Source organism: Idiomarina sp. PL1-037 (assembly GCF_034422975.1).
Taxonomy (GTDB): domain Bacteria; phylum Pseudomonadota; class Gammaproteobacteria; order Enterobacterales; family Alteromonadaceae; genus Idiomarina.
Genome location: NZ_CP139873.1, coordinates 1943314 through 1957751, shown reverse-complemented (window position 1 = coordinate 1957751; position 14438 = coordinate 1943314). Strand labels below are relative to the sequence as shown.

Annotated in this window: 11 protein-coding genes and 6 tRNA genes; 11 read left to right on the top strand and 6 right to left on the bottom strand. The window is 46.6% G+C overall.

Features of this window, described 5'->3' with window-relative positions; genetic code table 11:
* Positions 1-16 precede the first annotated feature (16 nt).
* From betB to U0358_RS09120, 3 genes are read left to right on the top strand one after another with little or no spacing between them, the layout of a single operon-like run.
* Positions 17-1480, top strand: a complete 1464-nt coding sequence (gene betB / locus U0358_RS09130) for a betaine-aldehyde dehydrogenase (protein WP_416182987.1) — start codon at positions 17-19, stop codon at positions 1478-1480.
* Positions 1480-3174 carry a choline dehydrogenase gene (gene betA / locus U0358_RS09125; protein WP_322406071.1) on the top strand — a complete coding sequence of 565 codons (1695 nt, stop codon included), beginning with the start codon at positions 1480-1482 and terminating at the stop codon, positions 3172-3174. Before betB ends, betA begins: the two co-directional genes overlap by 1 nt.
* Positions 3168-4367: a BCCT family transporter gene (locus tag U0358_RS09120; protein WP_317498805.1), complete on the top strand. Its 1200-nt coding sequence runs from the start codon at positions 3168-3170 to the stop codon at positions 4365-4367. Before betA ends, U0358_RS09120 begins: the two co-directional genes overlap by 7 nt.
* A gap of 7 nt (positions 4368-4374) precedes the next feature.
* On the opposite strand, the gene U0358_RS09115 is transcribed toward U0358_RS09120, so the two are convergent.
* Positions 4375-5655: an acetyl-CoA hydrolase/transferase family protein gene (locus U0358_RS09115; RefSeq protein WP_322406070.1), complete on the bottom strand. Its 1281-nt coding sequence runs from the start codon at positions 5653-5655 to the stop codon at positions 4375-4377.
* Between the two features lie 187 nt (positions 5656-5842).
* On the opposite strand from U0358_RS09115, the gene U0358_RS09110 reads away from it, so the two are divergent.
* Positions 5843-7681 (top strand): methyl-accepting chemotaxis protein, encoded by a 1839-nt coding sequence (locus U0358_RS09110; protein WP_322406069.1) that lies wholly within the window; start codon positions 5843-5845, stop codon positions 7679-7681.
* Positions 7682-7690: 9 nt separating this feature from the next.
* Here the strand turns inward: U0358_RS09110 and fghA are convergent, their stop codons facing one another.
* Positions 7691-8527, bottom strand: a complete 837-nt coding sequence (gene fghA / locus U0358_RS09105; protein WP_322406068.1) for an S-formylglutathione hydrolase — start codon at positions 8525-8527, stop codon at positions 7691-7693.
* A gap of 11 nt (positions 8528-8538) precedes the next feature.
* The gene (locus tag U0358_RS09100; RefSeq protein ID WP_317498809.1) at positions 8539-9657 is read right to left on the bottom strand and encodes an S-(hydroxymethyl)glutathione dehydrogenase/class III alcohol dehydrogenase; all 1119 of its coding nucleotides are present in this window, start codon (positions 9655-9657) and stop codon (positions 8539-8541) included.
* Between the two features lie 132 nt (positions 9658-9789).
* Here U0358_RS09100 and U0358_RS09095 point away from each other — a divergent pair, with 132 nt between their 5' ends.
* Complete coding sequence (locus U0358_RS09095) at positions 9790-10692, top strand: LysR family transcriptional regulator (RefSeq protein ID WP_322406067.1); 903 nt, start codon at positions 9790-9792, stop codon at positions 10690-10692.
* Between the two features lie 21 nt (positions 10693-10713).
* Here the strand turns inward: U0358_RS09095 and U0358_RS09090 are convergent.
* Together U0358_RS09090 and U0358_RS09085 are read right to left on the bottom strand one after the other, a co-directional pair.
* Positions 10714-10789: transfer RNA gene (locus U0358_RS09090), tRNA-Val, on the bottom strand.
* Positions 10790-10821: 32 nt separating this feature from the next.
* Positions 10822-10897 (bottom strand) — tRNA-Val (locus U0358_RS09085).
* A 192-nt stretch (positions 10898-11089) separates the two neighbouring features.
* Here U0358_RS09085 and gltX point away from each other — a divergent pair.
* The 6 genes from gltX (at position 11090) to U0358_RS09055 (ending at position 13773) form a co-directional block, all read left to right on the top strand.
* The gene (gene gltX, locus U0358_RS09080; RefSeq protein ID WP_322406066.1) at positions 11090-12496 is read left to right on the top strand and encodes a glutamate--tRNA ligase; all 1407 of its coding nucleotides are present in this window, start codon (positions 11090-11092) and stop codon (positions 12494-12496) included.
* A 65-nt stretch (positions 12497-12561) separates the two neighbouring features.
* A complete protein-coding gene (gene can / locus U0358_RS09075; RefSeq protein ID WP_317498841.1) occupies positions 12562-13212 on the top strand; it encodes a carbonate dehydratase in 651 nt (216 codons plus the stop codon).
* A gap of 141 nt (positions 13213-13353) precedes the next feature.
* A tRNA-Ala gene (locus U0358_RS09070) sits at positions 13354-13430 on the top strand.
* A gap of 47 nt (positions 13431-13477) precedes the next feature.
* Positions 13478-13553: transfer RNA gene (locus tag U0358_RS09065), tRNA-Glu, on the top strand.
* A gap of 33 nt (positions 13554-13586) precedes the next feature.
* Positions 13587-13662: transfer RNA gene (locus U0358_RS09060), tRNA-Glu, on the top strand.
* Positions 13663-13697: 35 nt separating this feature from the next.
* A tRNA-Glu gene (locus U0358_RS09055) sits at positions 13698-13773 on the top strand.
* 45 nt (positions 13774-13818) lie between these two features.
* On the opposite strand, the gene U0358_RS09050 is transcribed toward U0358_RS09055, so the two are convergent.
* Entirely contained in the window at positions 13819-14436 is a 618-nt protein-coding gene (locus U0358_RS09050) for an arylesterase (RefSeq protein ID WP_317498546.1), read from the bottom strand.
* Between the last annotated feature and the right edge of the window lie 2 nt (positions 14437-14438).

Genomic DNA, 14438 nt, shown 5'->3' with positions numbered 1-14438 from the left:
TATTAAGGAGCTACCATTGTCTTCAACATTACTTAAAAACTTCATTCATGGCCGCTATGTCGACGACAGTGGCAATAACTGCTTCGATGTAATTAATCCGGCTACAGGAAAGGCTATTTATGCGGTTGAATCTGCTGGTGAGTCTCTGCTTGAAGATACACTTTCAAGCGCCCAAAAAGGTTTTGAAGTTTGGTCCAAAACGCCTGCTATTGAGCGCGCCCGCGTGTTGCAGCGAGCGGCTGCTATTTTGCGAGAGCGCAATGACGAACTGGCAGAACTCGAGGTTTTGGACACAGGTAAACCATGGCAGGAAGCTGTAGAAGTAGACGTTCAGACAGGCTCTGACGCGATTGAATATTTTGGGAACTTGTGTCCGTCCATGATGGGTGAACAGCAAAGTGTCGGCAACGACTTTTTTTACACTCGGCATGAACCATTGGGCGTCTGTTTTGGTATCGGCGCCTGGAACTACCCGTTACAGATAGCCTGCTGGAAAGCTGCGGCAGCTCTTGCTGCAGGTAACAGTATGATTTTCAAGCCTTCCGAGGAAACTCCACGTGGCGCAGCTATGCTGGCGGAAATCTTTATCGAGGCTGGTGTACCGGAGGGCGTATTCAATGTTGTGCATGGCGACGGTGTGGTTGGCAATTACCTGGTTCAGCACCCCGCAATTGCAAAAGTATCATTAACTGGGGAAGTCGGTACTGGCAAGAAAGTGATGGCTGCTGCAGCGGGCACACTGAAAAGTGTCACTATGGAGCTGGGCGGCAAGTCTCCTCTTATTGTTTTTGATGATGCTGATATTGATGAAGCCGTTACAGGTGCCATGATGGGAAACTTCTATACTCAGGGAGAAGTTTGTACCAACGGAACACGAGTATTCGTCCATAAAAACTGCTATGAAACTTTCATGGAACGCCTGCTAGAGCGCACGAAAAATAATATCGTGGTCGGTGACCCGATGGATCCGAACACGAATGTTGGTGCTCTTATTTCCGAAAGCCACTTGCATAAAGTGATGTCATATATTGACTCTGGCAAAGAAGAAGGCGCCACTTTGGCATTTGGCGGAGAGCGCCAGACACCCAAAGGTTGTGAAGGTGGGTATTTTGTTGAGCCGACAATATTTACAGGCTGTACAGACGATATGCGCATCGCGAAAGAAGAAATTTTTGGCCCGGTAATGTCCGTAATGACATTTGAAACTGAAGAAGAAGTAATTCAGCGAGCTAATAATACAGACTATGGCCTGGCGGCAGGAATTTTCTCTCAAAATCTACGTCGCGCTCACCGTGTTATAGCGCAATTGGAAGCCGGTATTTGCTGGATAAATGCCTACGCCAATTCCCCGGTAGAGATGCCTGTGGGTGGTTATAAGCAGTCTGGTATTGGCCGTGAAAACGGTGTTGAAGCACTTAAATCCTATACTCAGACTAAGTCTATTTATGTTGGTATGGATAAACTTGAAGGTCCTTTCTAATGGCAGCGAATGAAACCTTTGATTATATCATTGTGGGCGCTGGATCGGCGGGATGCGTACTGGCAAACCGTCTAACAGAAGACTCTGAAGTTTCAGTTCTATTGCTTGAAACCGGGGGCTCGGATAAAAGTATTTTTATTCAAATGCCGACAGCGCTCTCTATTCCAATGAATACAAAAAAGTACGCCTGGCAATTTCACACAGAGCCAGAACCATTCTTAAATAATCGTGAGATGCACTGTCCGCGCGGCAAGGTGCTGGGTGGATCTTCTTCGATAAACGGTATGGTATATGTTAGAGGGCACGCCCGCGATTTTGATGAGTGGCAAGATCTCGGCGCTGAGGGCTGGGACTACCAACATTGCCTACCTTATTTTAAGAAAGCTGAAGACTGGGCTTTTAACGCTGATGATTATCGCTCCAAAGGTGGACCTTTAGCGGTCAATAACGGCAATAATATGCACAACCCTCTTTATGGAGCTTTTGTGGAAGCCGGAATAGATGCTGGTTACATGGAAACCAGCGATTATAACGGTTTTCAGCAAGAAGGCTTTGGTGCAATGCACATGACCGTGAAAAAAGGTGTCAGGTGGTCGACCGCTAATGCGTATTTAAAGCCAGCAATGCAACGATCAAATCTGACAGTAAAAACTGGCGTCCAGGTCAGTAAAGTTTTGCTAGAGGACAAACGGGCTATTGGTGTTGAGCTCTATGAAAAAAATGATCCTATACGTTTTTTCGCCGGTAAAGAGGTACTTTTAAGTGCCGGTTCCATTGGTTCTCCGCATATTTTGCAGCTTTCAGGTATTGGCAATCGTGAAACTTTATCGGCGGCAGGAATTGAAACACGCCACCACTTGCCCGGAGTTGGCGAAAACTTACAGGATCATCTGGAGTTTTATTTTCAGTACGAGTGCAAGAAACCCCTGACTCTGAATAGTAAATTAGGTCCCTTGAGCAAGTTAGCTATTGGCGTGCGCTGGCTTCTATTTAAAACTGGGCTGGGTGCAACCAATCACTTTGAATCCTGCGGTTTTATCCGTTCAAAAGAAGGGGTTGAGTGGCCTGATCTCCAGTATCATTTTCTACCGGCCGCAATTCGTTACGATGGAAAATCTGCATTTGATGGTCACGGTTTCCAGCTTCATATTGGTCATAACAAACCCAAAAGTAGAGGCTGGGTCAAAGTGAAAAGCTCTGATCCTTTCACTCCACCCAGAATACAGTTTAACTATTTGCAGCATCAAGAGGACATAGAAGCTTTTCGAGCTTGTGTGCGCTTGTCGAGGGAAATTATCGCGCAGCCCGCAATGGATGAATACCGGGGTGAAGAAATTCAGCCGGGCAGAAGCGTCGCAACTGACGAGCAAATAGACCATTTTGTCCGTGATGCAGTTGAGAGCGCCTACCATCCGTGTGGAACCTGTCGCATGGGAAGCGCTGACGATAATATGGCCGTTATTGATCCTCAAATGCGTGTCCGTGGACTTGATAAACTGAGAGTGATTGATTCATCCGTATTCCCCACTATTCCAAACGGTAACTTAAATGCGCCTACTATCATGGTTGCGGAGCGAGCAGCCGATTTAATAAAGCAAAAGGAAATGCCTGCAGCGGACGTTGATGTCTACATCGCAGCCGATTGGAAGCAAAGCCAGAGACAAGGCGAAGGCAAACGGAGAACTTCATGTTAACCTTAGTCAGTGTCGGAATGCTGTTTTTTATGGCGATGGTCGTTTATATTTTAGTGCGCTGGGGGCGCCTTAAACTGAATGGGCGTTACCCCGTTTCAACACTGACCTTCATTGCTATTTTATTCACGTCGGGGCTTGATGTTGGATTAATCATGTTTCCGCTGACTGAGTTTCCTTCCTACGCAGACACTGCCAAAAACACGGAGTATGCCTTTGCCAATCCATTAGCGATAGAGTTTGGATTTTGGGGGTTTCTGATATGGGCGATTTACTTTGTTACGTGTTTCTACTTTTGTGCGATTGAACCTAAAGTTAAGTTTTTTGAAATTACTTGGGTAAAGTGGATTAATAATATTGTTATTATTGGCACCTGCGCTTTTACAGCGCACTTACTATTTGCCAATTTAAGCTGGTATTTACCCAGTATTTCCGTCGGTGAAGGCTTTCCCTGGTCATACGCCCTGATTGTTGGTGGAACAATTTTATTCGCCGTTTATTCCAGTACCGAAATTAAGTTTGTGAAAATTCTCAGCTTGTCTTCGGGAGGACTCTTTTTCGCGCTTATTATAGGGCTTGGCAGTGTTGCGCTTATGTCCGATAAAGTTACGGCCCCTGATTACTTTAATACGCTGCCGTTACTGACGGATTACTTCGAGCACCTGCATCGCTTCGTACTGCCAATTAATGATTATCATGCATTTTATCTATTCTGGTGGTTTGCATGGAGTATTATGATTGGCCAGTTCACTTCACGGTTTGTTGGTAATATGCGTACGGTTTCGCTATTTGCCGCAATGTTAATCTGGCCTTCGTTATCTATTGGGCTATGGTTCAGTGTTTTATATTTATTTCATCTGAAAGGCCTGGATACGTCGGGACTGATAAACCTAGTGATGGTTTTTGTCGGGATAGTGTTTGTAATCAATTCCCTGGACTCACTCATCAGGCTTTACTCTGACAACCTGAACTTAACCGTTAAACGCTTTGGTAAACAAAAGTATCTGGCCCTACATGCTTTTTTAATGATGTCGCTGACCGTTTTGTTCAGTGTTCAGTTCATTAAAATTCAATGGGTTGGTGCTCTGGTTATAGTCATTGGTTTATGTTGCTTTACCTACATTGCGCTTGGTAAGCAACAGCACCCATTGCCTAAAACAAAAGCTCTGGTGCGGTTGCCAACCAAAAAGAAGTAGTTAAATTTCAGGTTACATTAAGACCCCAGTTCTCGTAAGCAGCTTTAGCCAGTTCTTCACGAAATTTGGGGTCTGCAATTTCAATTAGCTCCCGAGCACGCTCGCACATACTCTTTGCACGTAAGTTGGCAACGCCATGCTCGGTTACAATGTAATGAACATGAGCTCGGGTTGTCACCACGCCAGAACCCGGTGTCAGGAGAGAACTAATTCTGGAAACGCTTCCGCCACAAGCCGTTGACGGTAGCGCAATAACTGAGCGCCCCCCTTCGGACAAGCTGGCTCCACGGACGAAATCCATTTGTCCTCCAACGCCGGAATAAATGCGTGTGCCAATTGAGTCGGCGCAAACCTGACCGCTTAAATCCACCTGCAGTGCACTATTAATAGACATAACCTGTTTGTTCTGACGAATAACCGAGGTGTCGTTGGTGTATTCAACATCGAGGAAAAACACTTCCGGGTTGTCATCCACAAAGTCATATAACGCTTGTGAGCCCATAGCAAAGGTAGTGACAATGCGGCCACGATGCTTACGCTTACGGCTGTTATTAATAACGCCGCGCTCAACCAGAGGCAGCACACCATCCGAGAACATTTCAGTATGAATACCTAAATCTTTATGGTGATGAAGACAAGCCAGAGTCGCATCGGGTATCGCTCCAATGCCCATCTGCAAACAGTCACCGTCGTTAATGAGTCCGGCAACTTGCTCACCAATTTTTTGGGTAACCGGGTTCTGTTCCGGTTGTTTATGTTCAGGGAGCGGGGCGGCTTCTTCAAAATAACGATCAAAGCGTTTAAGTGGAACAAGCGCATCGCCATGAGTGCGCGGCATATTGGGGTTTATCCAGGCTATAACCTTCTTTGCAACTTGCAGGGCGGCTCGGGTTGCTTCTACCGAAATGCCTAAACTGCAGTTACCGTGTTTATCTGGCGGCGAAACCTGAATAATGGCTGCGTCAAGCGGTTGTTCGCCTGAACGAAATAGCTTTGGAATTTCAGACAGAAAAATGGGAACGTAGTCGGCCAGCCCTTGATTAACAGCCTGGCGGGTTGATGCTCCGACAAAAAAAGCTCGTTGCCTAAGGTGCCCGCGTAATTCAGGGTCACCCAACGATTCGCTGTATTCTGTATGCAATTGCAATAGTGTTAAGTTTACACGCTGTTTGGCTATTTCCTTTAAACCCTCTAATAATTTGTAGGGAGTTGCCGCCATCGACTGACACCAAATAACATCTCCATCGTTTAGAACTGATAACGCTTGTATTGCCGAATTAACTTTCATTACTGCATCCTGTTTTTATCTTGGTGCGATTATAACTGTTTCTGAAATAAGGGTATTTACCTAGTAAGTGATACCTCTTACTTTGACATAGCGTGTCACTTCACTAAAGTTGTTAACAAAATAGATCATTGCAGAATATTTGCTCAATGACTACTATTTCGCCAGTTTCTAAATATGGGTTCACGTTATGTCAATTCGCAATAAACTTCTCGCTGTCGGGGCGGTAACAACGGCTGCTTTTATCATATTACTAATGCTGATGATGTTCTTTCAGTCTCAGGTTAGTCAGCTGCACCGTGCCAGTGAATTGCGGGAATCTGTACATAACGGTTTATTACAAGTGCGTCGTGCCGAAAAAGATTTCCTGCTTCGAATGGATGAAAGTGATGCCGATAAGCTAAAGCAAGAAATTCGCATAACAACGGACAGGCTGGAGCAGCTCAACGAATTAGTCGCTGAGGAAGGTTCGACTCAACTTATTAACGAACTTAGTGGGTTGGTGTCACAGTACGAGAAAAAATTTAGTCATTTGGTTAGAGCCTTTCAGCAACGAGGGCTGGATGAAAACAGTGGAGCCTATGGCGCCCTGAGAACGGCAACGCATGAGCTGGAAGAAGCTATTGATGCTGCCGGGCGAACCGAATTGCTGGTAACTCTGCTGCAGATACGCCGTAGCGAAAAAGACTTTATGCTGCGTTTTGACGACAAGTATTTGGGACGAGTTAACAATTTACTTGATGAGCTGAAAGCTGAACTATCGGCATCGCCGAATCTGGCTTCCAAAGTTGACGCTTATCGTCGTGACTTTGGCCGTTACGCCAGTTTGTCGAAAGAAATTGGTTTGGACGAAGAGTCCGGTATTAAAGGTGAAGTGCGAACGATAGCCAGTAATATGGAAAGTTCGTTAGCTGAGTTGGATGAGAACCTTAACTCCTCTCTTCAGTCACGTCAGGCAACTATGAAGTGGGTTCCTATTGTGGTCTTTGCAGCAATTGCATTTATCGTCGTTGCTATGCTGTTCTGGGTTATTCGCTCAATTAATCAGCCGTTGACTCAGTTACGCGAAGACATGAAAAAAGTGCAAGGTAGCAATGACTTAACTCTGGTATCAGAAAAGTTCCGTAGTGACGAGCTGGGTGATTTAGTCGATAGCTTTAATGAGCTTTTGAGATACTTCCGTAACGTTATTAAGCAGATTAATGAGTCAGTAGAGACGGTTAATGGGTTAACTGAGCAAGTGTCAGATACCGTCACTCACACTTCGCAAAATCTTGATACGCAATCGCATGAAGTTGACCAGGTTGCAGCCGCTATTAATGAAATGGGCAGTACGGCGCATACTATTGCCAATGATGCGGAAGACACCGCCGAGCAGGTCAACAGTTTGTCCGACCAGGCTAAGCATGGTAGTACTTCGGTACAGGCTGGTGTTGAAAAGGTTCGTTATCTTGCGGAGCGTTTAAACAGCAGCGTGAGCGAAGCGAATACCTTGGCGGAACGCAGTGCGTCAATTACGCAAATAGTGACGGTTATAAATGGCATTGCAGAGCAAACTAATTTACTGGCATTGAACGCAGCTATCGAGGCTGCACGGGCCGGTGAGCAGGGACGAGGCTTCGCTGTTGTTGCTGATGAAGTCCGGACACTGGCTTCTCGTACTCAGCAATCTATTGGTGAAATAGAGTCCATTACCAGTCAGTTAAATCAACAGACGCAGATCATTGTCAGCACATTGCAGGAATGCAATGAACTGGGTGAAGAGAGTGCTCAACATTCGTCGGAGTCCGATGAGTTATTTAATCGTATTCATATGGAGCTTTTAAAAATTAACGACCGTTCGGCGTCTATCGCAACGGCAGTTGAAGAACAGTCAGCTGTGGTGGATGAGACTGCGAGAAATATTACCCGCGTGCGGGATGCTGGTGTAGAAGCCGCGAATGATGCGCAGTCAAATGCTGACGCAGTTGCTCAGGTTCGTAAACAAACAGAGCAACTGCGCCAGGCGGTTATTAAATTCACCGTATGAGGTGAATTATCATGCCGTTAAGTACTTCGCATGGAAGCGAAGCTGGGCTTCTATAAACGAGGATATAAAGTAGTAGCTGTGATCGTAACCGTCGTGCAGGTGAACGGTGCCACCACCCTCTACTTCAGCAATGGCTTCTTTCAGGTTTTCCGGTTTCAGCTGCTCCTCTAAAAAGCCATCAGCTAAGCCTTGATCTACCCGAATTGGCAAATTCTGACCCTTCGATTTAATAATCTCAACAGCGTCGTACTGCTGCCACTGCTCGCGGTCATCGCCTAAATAAGCACTAAAGGCTTTTTCGCCCCAAGGGCATTGTGTCGGGTTCGTAATAGGCGAAAAGGCAGAGATACTGCTGTAGCGGTCGCTGTTACGCAAGCCAATAACCAAAGCACCATGGCCGCCCATGGAGTGACCCGCAATAGCGCGCTTATCGTTAATTGGCAGTTCCGCTTCGACCAGCTCAGGAAGCTCCTTAACGATGTAGTCATACATCTGATAATGGTTTTTCCATGGCTCCTGAGTGGCGTTGACGTAAAAGCCAGCGCCTAAGCCTAAGTCGTAAGCCCCGTCCGGGTCATCAGCTACGTTATCTCCACGCGGGCTGGTATCCGGGACAATTAAGGCAATACCGAGTTCCGTGGCTACCCGTTGCGCACCGGCTTTGGTGGAAAAGTTTTCGTCGGTGCAGGTTAAGCCCGATAAAAAGTAAACCGCCGGAACTTTTGCTTTTTCTGCGCGTAGTGGTAAAAAGACACTGAACTTCATAGCGCAGTTCAGCACTTCCGAGTCATGTTCAAAGCGTAACTGTCGTCCGCCAAAACAGCGGGTTTCGCTAACTTGTTTCATTACAGACTCCATTAATAATGAATAACTGAACGAATCGACTTACCTTCGTGCATTAAGTCGAACGCTTCGTTAATCTCTTCTAACGGCATGGTATGAGTGATAAAAGTGTCTAAATCAAATTTACCATCCATGTATTGTTTTACGTAGTCAGGCAGTTCGGTACGACCTTTAACGCCACCAAAGGCACTACCACGCCATACACGGCCGGTAACCAGCTGGAAAGGGCGGGTAGAGATTTCTTCACCGGCACCGGCCACACCAATAATGACAGATTCGCCCCAGCCTTTGTGGCAGCACTCTAACGCGGCGCGCATAACGTCAACGTTACCAATGCATTCAAACGAGAAGTCGACACCACCGTCAGTCATATCGACAATAACTTCCTGAATAGGTTTGTCGTGTTTAGTTGGGTTCACAAAGTCAGTTGCGCCTAATTCTTTGGCGATCGTTTGCTTGTCGTCGTTCACATCAATGGCAATAATGCGCGAGGCTTTGGCCTGTACAGCGCCAATAATAACGGCCAGGCCAATGCCACCTAAGCCAAATACAGCAACGGTATCGCCTTCCTGGACGTTGGCGGTGTTTTTAACCGCGCCCATGCCGGTGGTAACGCCACAGCCCAGCAGACACACTTTTTCTAAAGGAGCGTCTTTTGGAATTTTAGCCAGTGAAATTTCGGGCAATACCGTGTATTCAGAAAAGGTTGACGTGCCCATGTAGTGATAAATGGTCTCGCCGTCTTTTGAAAAGCGACTGGTACCGTCCGGCATTAAGCCCTTGCCCTGAGTGGCACGAACGGCCTGACACAGGTTAGTTTTACCTGAGGTGCAGAATTTACATTCACCACATTCCGCGGTGTACAGAGGAATAACGTGATCACCCACTTCAACTGAGGTGACACCTTCGCCGACAGATTCAACAATGCCGCCACCCTCGTGACCTAAAACAGAAGGGAAAATACCTTCAGGATCTTTACCGGAAAGTGTGTAAGCATCGGTATGGCAAACACCCGTTGCTATAATGCGAACCCGCACTTCGCCTTTTTTTGGCGGTGCAACATCGATAGTTTCTTCTTTCAGTGGTTCGCCCGGGCCCCAGGCAACCATGGCGCGTGACTTAATAGTTTCCATAATAATTCCTTATAATGTTTGATTCGTAGTCTAATTACGTAAAAGCGTAGCGTAAGTTTAACTTTTTCTCATTAGCAGGTAATCTACTGTTTTTACAAATTACTTTTTCATAAATGAAATAATAGGTGCGGTATGAAACCTTGGCAGGGAATTAGTGAATTTGCGGCAGTGGCTGAGCAACAGAGTTTTACTGCAGCAGCCCGGCAACTCAGGTTATCTGTGGCACAGGTAAGCCGAAATATTGCAGCGCTTGAGCACCGGCTGCAGATGCAACTACTGTATCGCTCAACCCGAAGTGTCAGTTTAACGGAAGAAGGGAAACTTTACTTACCTCATTGTCAGCATTTGGTCGCCAGCTTAAGAGACGCTGATCAGGCCATTCAACAGCGAACACAGCAGCCGCAGGGCCTCATTCGCATTACCGCGCCGGTTTATTATGGTGAGCGTTTTATCGCACCTTTATTGAATGACTTTTTACATATTTACCCCGAGTGCCGCCTGGACTTTCAGTTAACCAACGAGCAGGTCGATTTAATAGAGGGCAGCTATGATGTTGCCATTAGACTAGGGCAGTTGGGGAACCCCCGGTTACGTGCCCGTAAACTTGGCTCGCGCCGACATTTCGTCGTGGGCTCTCCTGCTTATTTTGCAGAGTTTGGTCGCCCGCAAGATATAAACGCACTGGATGCGCACCGCTGTTTTACCGGAACGGTCAGACAATGGCGTTTTCAGGTTGAGGATAAACTGGAAACGGTTCGTCCGGAATCCTACCTGCATTGCAACAATGGGCAAGCACTTCGTGATGCTGCTATAAAAGGCCTGGGCTTAGCAATGCTGCCCGATTATTACGTGACTGAGTCGTTGGAAAATGAAGAGTTAGAGGAAGTGTTAGCGGATTTTCGACAACCGGATGATGGTATATGGGCGTTGTACCCGGAAAATCGTCAGGTAATTCCTAAAGTACGAGTGTTGCTGGACTATTTATTAGGGAATTTATCAGGGAATTCATCAGAAAATTTAATGCTGGAGAAATAGAGGACTGAGAGAGTAAAAAAGTGGTGGTTGCTACTGGGCTTGAACCAGTGACCCTCGCCTTGTAAGGGCGATGCTCTCCCAACTGAGCTAAGCAACCATCCTGAAGATTTGCAATTGACGGAAAAGAAGTGGTGGTTGCTACTGGGCTTGAACCAGTGACCCTCGCCTTGTAAGGGCGATGCTCTCCCAACTGAGCTAAGCAACCATTTTCACTGTGACACTTCTGCGTCGTTGCGAGGAGGCATTATAGGGCGCAGATCTGAACTGTCAAATAAAAATTATCAACTTGTGTTTGTTTGCTGACATTTTAATCATTTTGAATAGCAGATGCGTCAGGCGCTCAGTCTTGATAAACTTGCGCCCATAAAATTGACTGGCTTTAACGAAAGGAACAAACATGAGTGTGGTAACGCGTTTTGCCCCCAGCCCGACTGGGTATTTGCATGTTGGTGGTGCCCGTACGGCATTGTATTCATGGTTAGTTGCAAAAGCGCAGGGCGGCGAGTTCGTACTGCGCATAGAAGACACCGACCGTGAACGTTCAACTCAGCCTGCTATTGATGCCATTTTAGAGGGCATGGAATGGTTAGGTTTAAGCTGGGATCGCGGGCCTTATTATCAGACTCAGCGTTTTGAGCGCTATAAAGAGTTAATCGATAAATTACTGGAAGAAGACAAAGCTTACAAATGCTATTGCTCAACTGAGCGCTTAGAAAAAATGCGGGAAGAGCAAATGGCTGCCGGTGAAAAGCCTCGCTATGATGGCCATTGTCGTGACAACCCGGATGTTGGCGGAGATAAGTACGTCATTCGTTTTCGTAATCCGCAAGAAGGCAGTGTTGCGTTCGATGACCATATTCGTGGGCATATTCAATTCGCTAATACCGAACTGGATGATTTAATCATTGCCCGTACCGACGGTACACCGACTTATAATTTTTGTGTGGTAGTTGATGACTGGGACATGGATATCACCCACGTGGTGCGTGGCGAAGACCATATTAATAACACCCCGCGTCAGATTAATATTTTAAAAGCTTTAGGCGCACCGGTACCTCAGTACGCACATGTGTCGATGATTTTAGGCGACGATGGTAAAAAACTATCTAAGCGTCATGGTGCCGTCAGCGTTATGCAATACCGCGACGACGGCTACGTACCGGAAGCGGTTGTAAATTACTTAGCGCGTTTAGGCTGGTCTCATGGTGATCAGGAAATATTCAGTCGTGAAGAGCTGGTGGAATACTTCAAGCTGGACGACGTGAATAAAGCTGCCTCTGCGTTTAATACCGAAAAGCTTAACTGGCTAAATCAGCACTACATGAAAACCCTGCCTGCGGAGCAAGTTGCACCTCAATTGCAGTGGCAGTTTGAGCAAATTGGCGTGGATACAAGCAATGGCCCTGCGCTTGAGAAAGTTGTGTCGTTGCAGGCTGACCGGGTAAAAACCTTGAAAGAAATGGCTGCAATTAGCCGTTACTTCTTTGAGTCATTCGATGAGTTTGACGAAAAAGCGGCGAAAAAGCATTTACGCCCGGTAGCCAAAGAGCCACTGGTAAAAGCCATGGAACTGCTCGGAGCAATTAATGACTGGAATGCTGCTACTATTCAGGCGGCAATTAACCAGACAGCAGCCGATTTGGATGTTGGTATGGGGAAAGTGGGCATGCCACTACGTGTTGCCGCGACTGGCGGCGGTAACTCTCCGTCACTAGATGTGACTCTGGAATTAATTCCTCAGCAGACCGTTCTGGCACGTATAGACCTGGCGTTAGAATTTATTGCAAATCGCGAAAACGCGTAATTTGATGCTAATAAAAATTACGCCTGGCCTGATAACGCCAGGCGACCGCCACGATGGGATGAATAATGGCAGATATAAAACACTTGATTGCAAACAACAAAGAGTGGGCGGAGCAACAGGTAAAAAACGATCCTGATTTTTTCAAACGCTTAGTAGGGCAGCAATCTCCGCAATATCTCTGGATAGGGTGTTCAGATAGTCGAGTGCCGGCGAACGAGATTGTGGGGATGGCTCCGGGTGAATTGTTTGTACACAGAAATGTCGCCAATCAAGTCATTCAGACTGACTTTAACTGCTTGTCGGTTATTCAGTTTGCTATTGAAGCGCTGAAAGTACGCCATATTCTTGTGGTGGGTCATTACGGCTGTGGTGGTGTAAAAGCGGCACTTGAGAGTAAACCCCATGGACTGGTAGATCACTGGTTGTATCCAATTCGTGATGTATATCGTGAACATGCGGAAGAGTTGGAACAACTGGGTGAGGCCGAGCAGATTGATCGCTTGTGTGAACTGAACGTGATTGAACAGGTTAAAAATCTGGCCAAAACCAATATGGTGCAGGAAGCCTGGGACAACGGTGAGTCGCTGACAATACATGGTTGGGTCTATCGTTTAGATAATGGTTTGGTTAATGACATGAATGTGTCGGTTTCCAGTCGGGAAGGCATGGAGCAGGTGTATCACGTTTACCACCAAAAGCTGCCGAAAGGCAGTTAAAGCTAAGATTTGATTAATTACTGAGCAAAGTGCCACAAAAACGTTCAAACAGAAGTATTTTTAGAAAAAATAGTTGACACATTAGCTCAGGTCGCAATAGAATGCGCCCCGCTGTCAAGGCAGTCTGCGACTGTCAGGTGCGGGGCTATAGCTCAGCTGGGAGAGCGCTTGCATGGCATGCAAGAGGTCAGCGGTTCGAATCCCGCTTAGCTCCACCAAGTTGTTTTGGTAAAGCACTATTTGGCAGTAAGTATTTGGTTGTTGCGTCCCCTTCGTCTAGTGGTCCAGGACACCGCCCTTTCACGGCGGTAACAGGGGTTCAAATCCCCTAGGGGACGCCATTCAAATACAAAAATGTAAAAAGTAATTTCTGCGTCCCCTTCGTCTAGTGGTCCAGGACACCGCCCTTTCACGGCGGTAACAGGGGTTCAAATCCCCTAGGGGACGCCATTACTTTTCAGCATGTATTAAATTAAGTTCCATGGGTCCCCTTCGTCTAGTGGCCTAGGACACCGCCCTTTCACGGCGGTAACAGGGGTTCAAATCCCCTAGGGGACGCCACTTAAATCAACCGCCCGCAGGCGGTTTTTTTGTTTCTGGCTTTCGCTACTGCGCCAACTCCAGCAAATAAGGTTCCAGAAAATCAGCTATCTTCGGCTGGGCTTCCGCGGTGGGATGAATACCATCATCCTGCACATAATCTGGGTTGGTCGCTATTTGCTCCATAAAAAAGGGGATAAGCGTTACATTTTTTTCTTCTGCAACTTCCTCAAACATTTTTCGGAACTGTTCAGCAAAACGCTGACCATAGTTTGGTGGCACCATAACCTGACTTAAACCGACTTTAACGCCTTGTTGCTGCGCCTGGTCGATGATCTGTTTCAAATTTGAACGAACTGTGTTTAGGTCGAACCCACGAAGTCCGTCATTACCACCCAGCTCAATAAATAATGCATCGGGTTGATGACGCTCTAAAACGCCTTCTAAGCGACGCAAACCACCACGAGTGGTTTCGCCACTAATGCTGGCGTTAATGATGTTAATATCGGGGTGAGAGCTCTCCCAGCGGCGATCTAACTCGGCAACCCAGGTTTGTTCCTGAGAAAGCCCATAACCGGCGCTTAAGCTGTCACCTAAAACGACAAGTGAGACATTTGCGGAAACGCTGCGTATAACCAACAACAGCGCTAAAAATAAACACGTTTTCAAAAGGAAGTTTTTCATTT

Bases quoted from the DNA above. Each gene is read 5' to 3' on its own strand.
- U0358_RS09095 (WP_322406067.1), top strand. From the start codon at position 9,790: ATGAAACCTTGGCAGGGAATTAGTGAATTTGCGGCAGTGGCTGAGCAA.
- can (WP_317498841.1), top strand. From the start codon at position 12,562: ATGGCAGATATAAAACACTTGATTGCAAACAACAAAGAGTGGGCGGAG.
- U0358_RS09115 (WP_322406070.1), bottom strand. From the start codon at position 5,655: ATGAAAGTTAATTCGGCAATACAAGCGTTATCAGTTCTAAACGATGGA.
- U0358_RS09120 (WP_317498805.1), top strand. From the start codon at position 3,168: ATGTTAACCTTAGTCAGTGTCGGAATGCTGTTTTTTATGGCGATGGTC.
- betA (WP_322406071.1), top strand. From the start codon at position 1,480: ATGGCAGCGAATGAAACCTTTGATTATATCATTGTGGGCGCTGGATCG.
- U0358_RS09100 (WP_317498809.1), bottom strand. From the start codon at position 9,657: ATGGAAACTATTAAGTCACGCGCCATGGTTGCCTGGGGCCCGGGCGAA.
- U0358_RS09050 (WP_317498546.1), bottom strand. From the start codon at position 14,436: ATGAAAAACTTCCTTTTGAAAACGTGTTTATTTTTAGCGCTGTTGTTG.
- fghA (WP_322406068.1), bottom strand. From the start codon at position 8,527: ATGAAACAAGTTAGCGAAACCCGCTGTTTTGGCGGACGACAGTTACGC.
- gltX (WP_322406066.1), top strand. From the start codon at position 11,090: ATGAGTGTGGTAACGCGTTTTGCCCCCAGCCCGACTGGGTATTTGCAT.
- U0358_RS09110 (WP_322406069.1), top strand. From the start codon at position 5,843: ATGTCAATTCGCAATAAACTTCTCGCTGTCGGGGCGGTAACAACGGCT.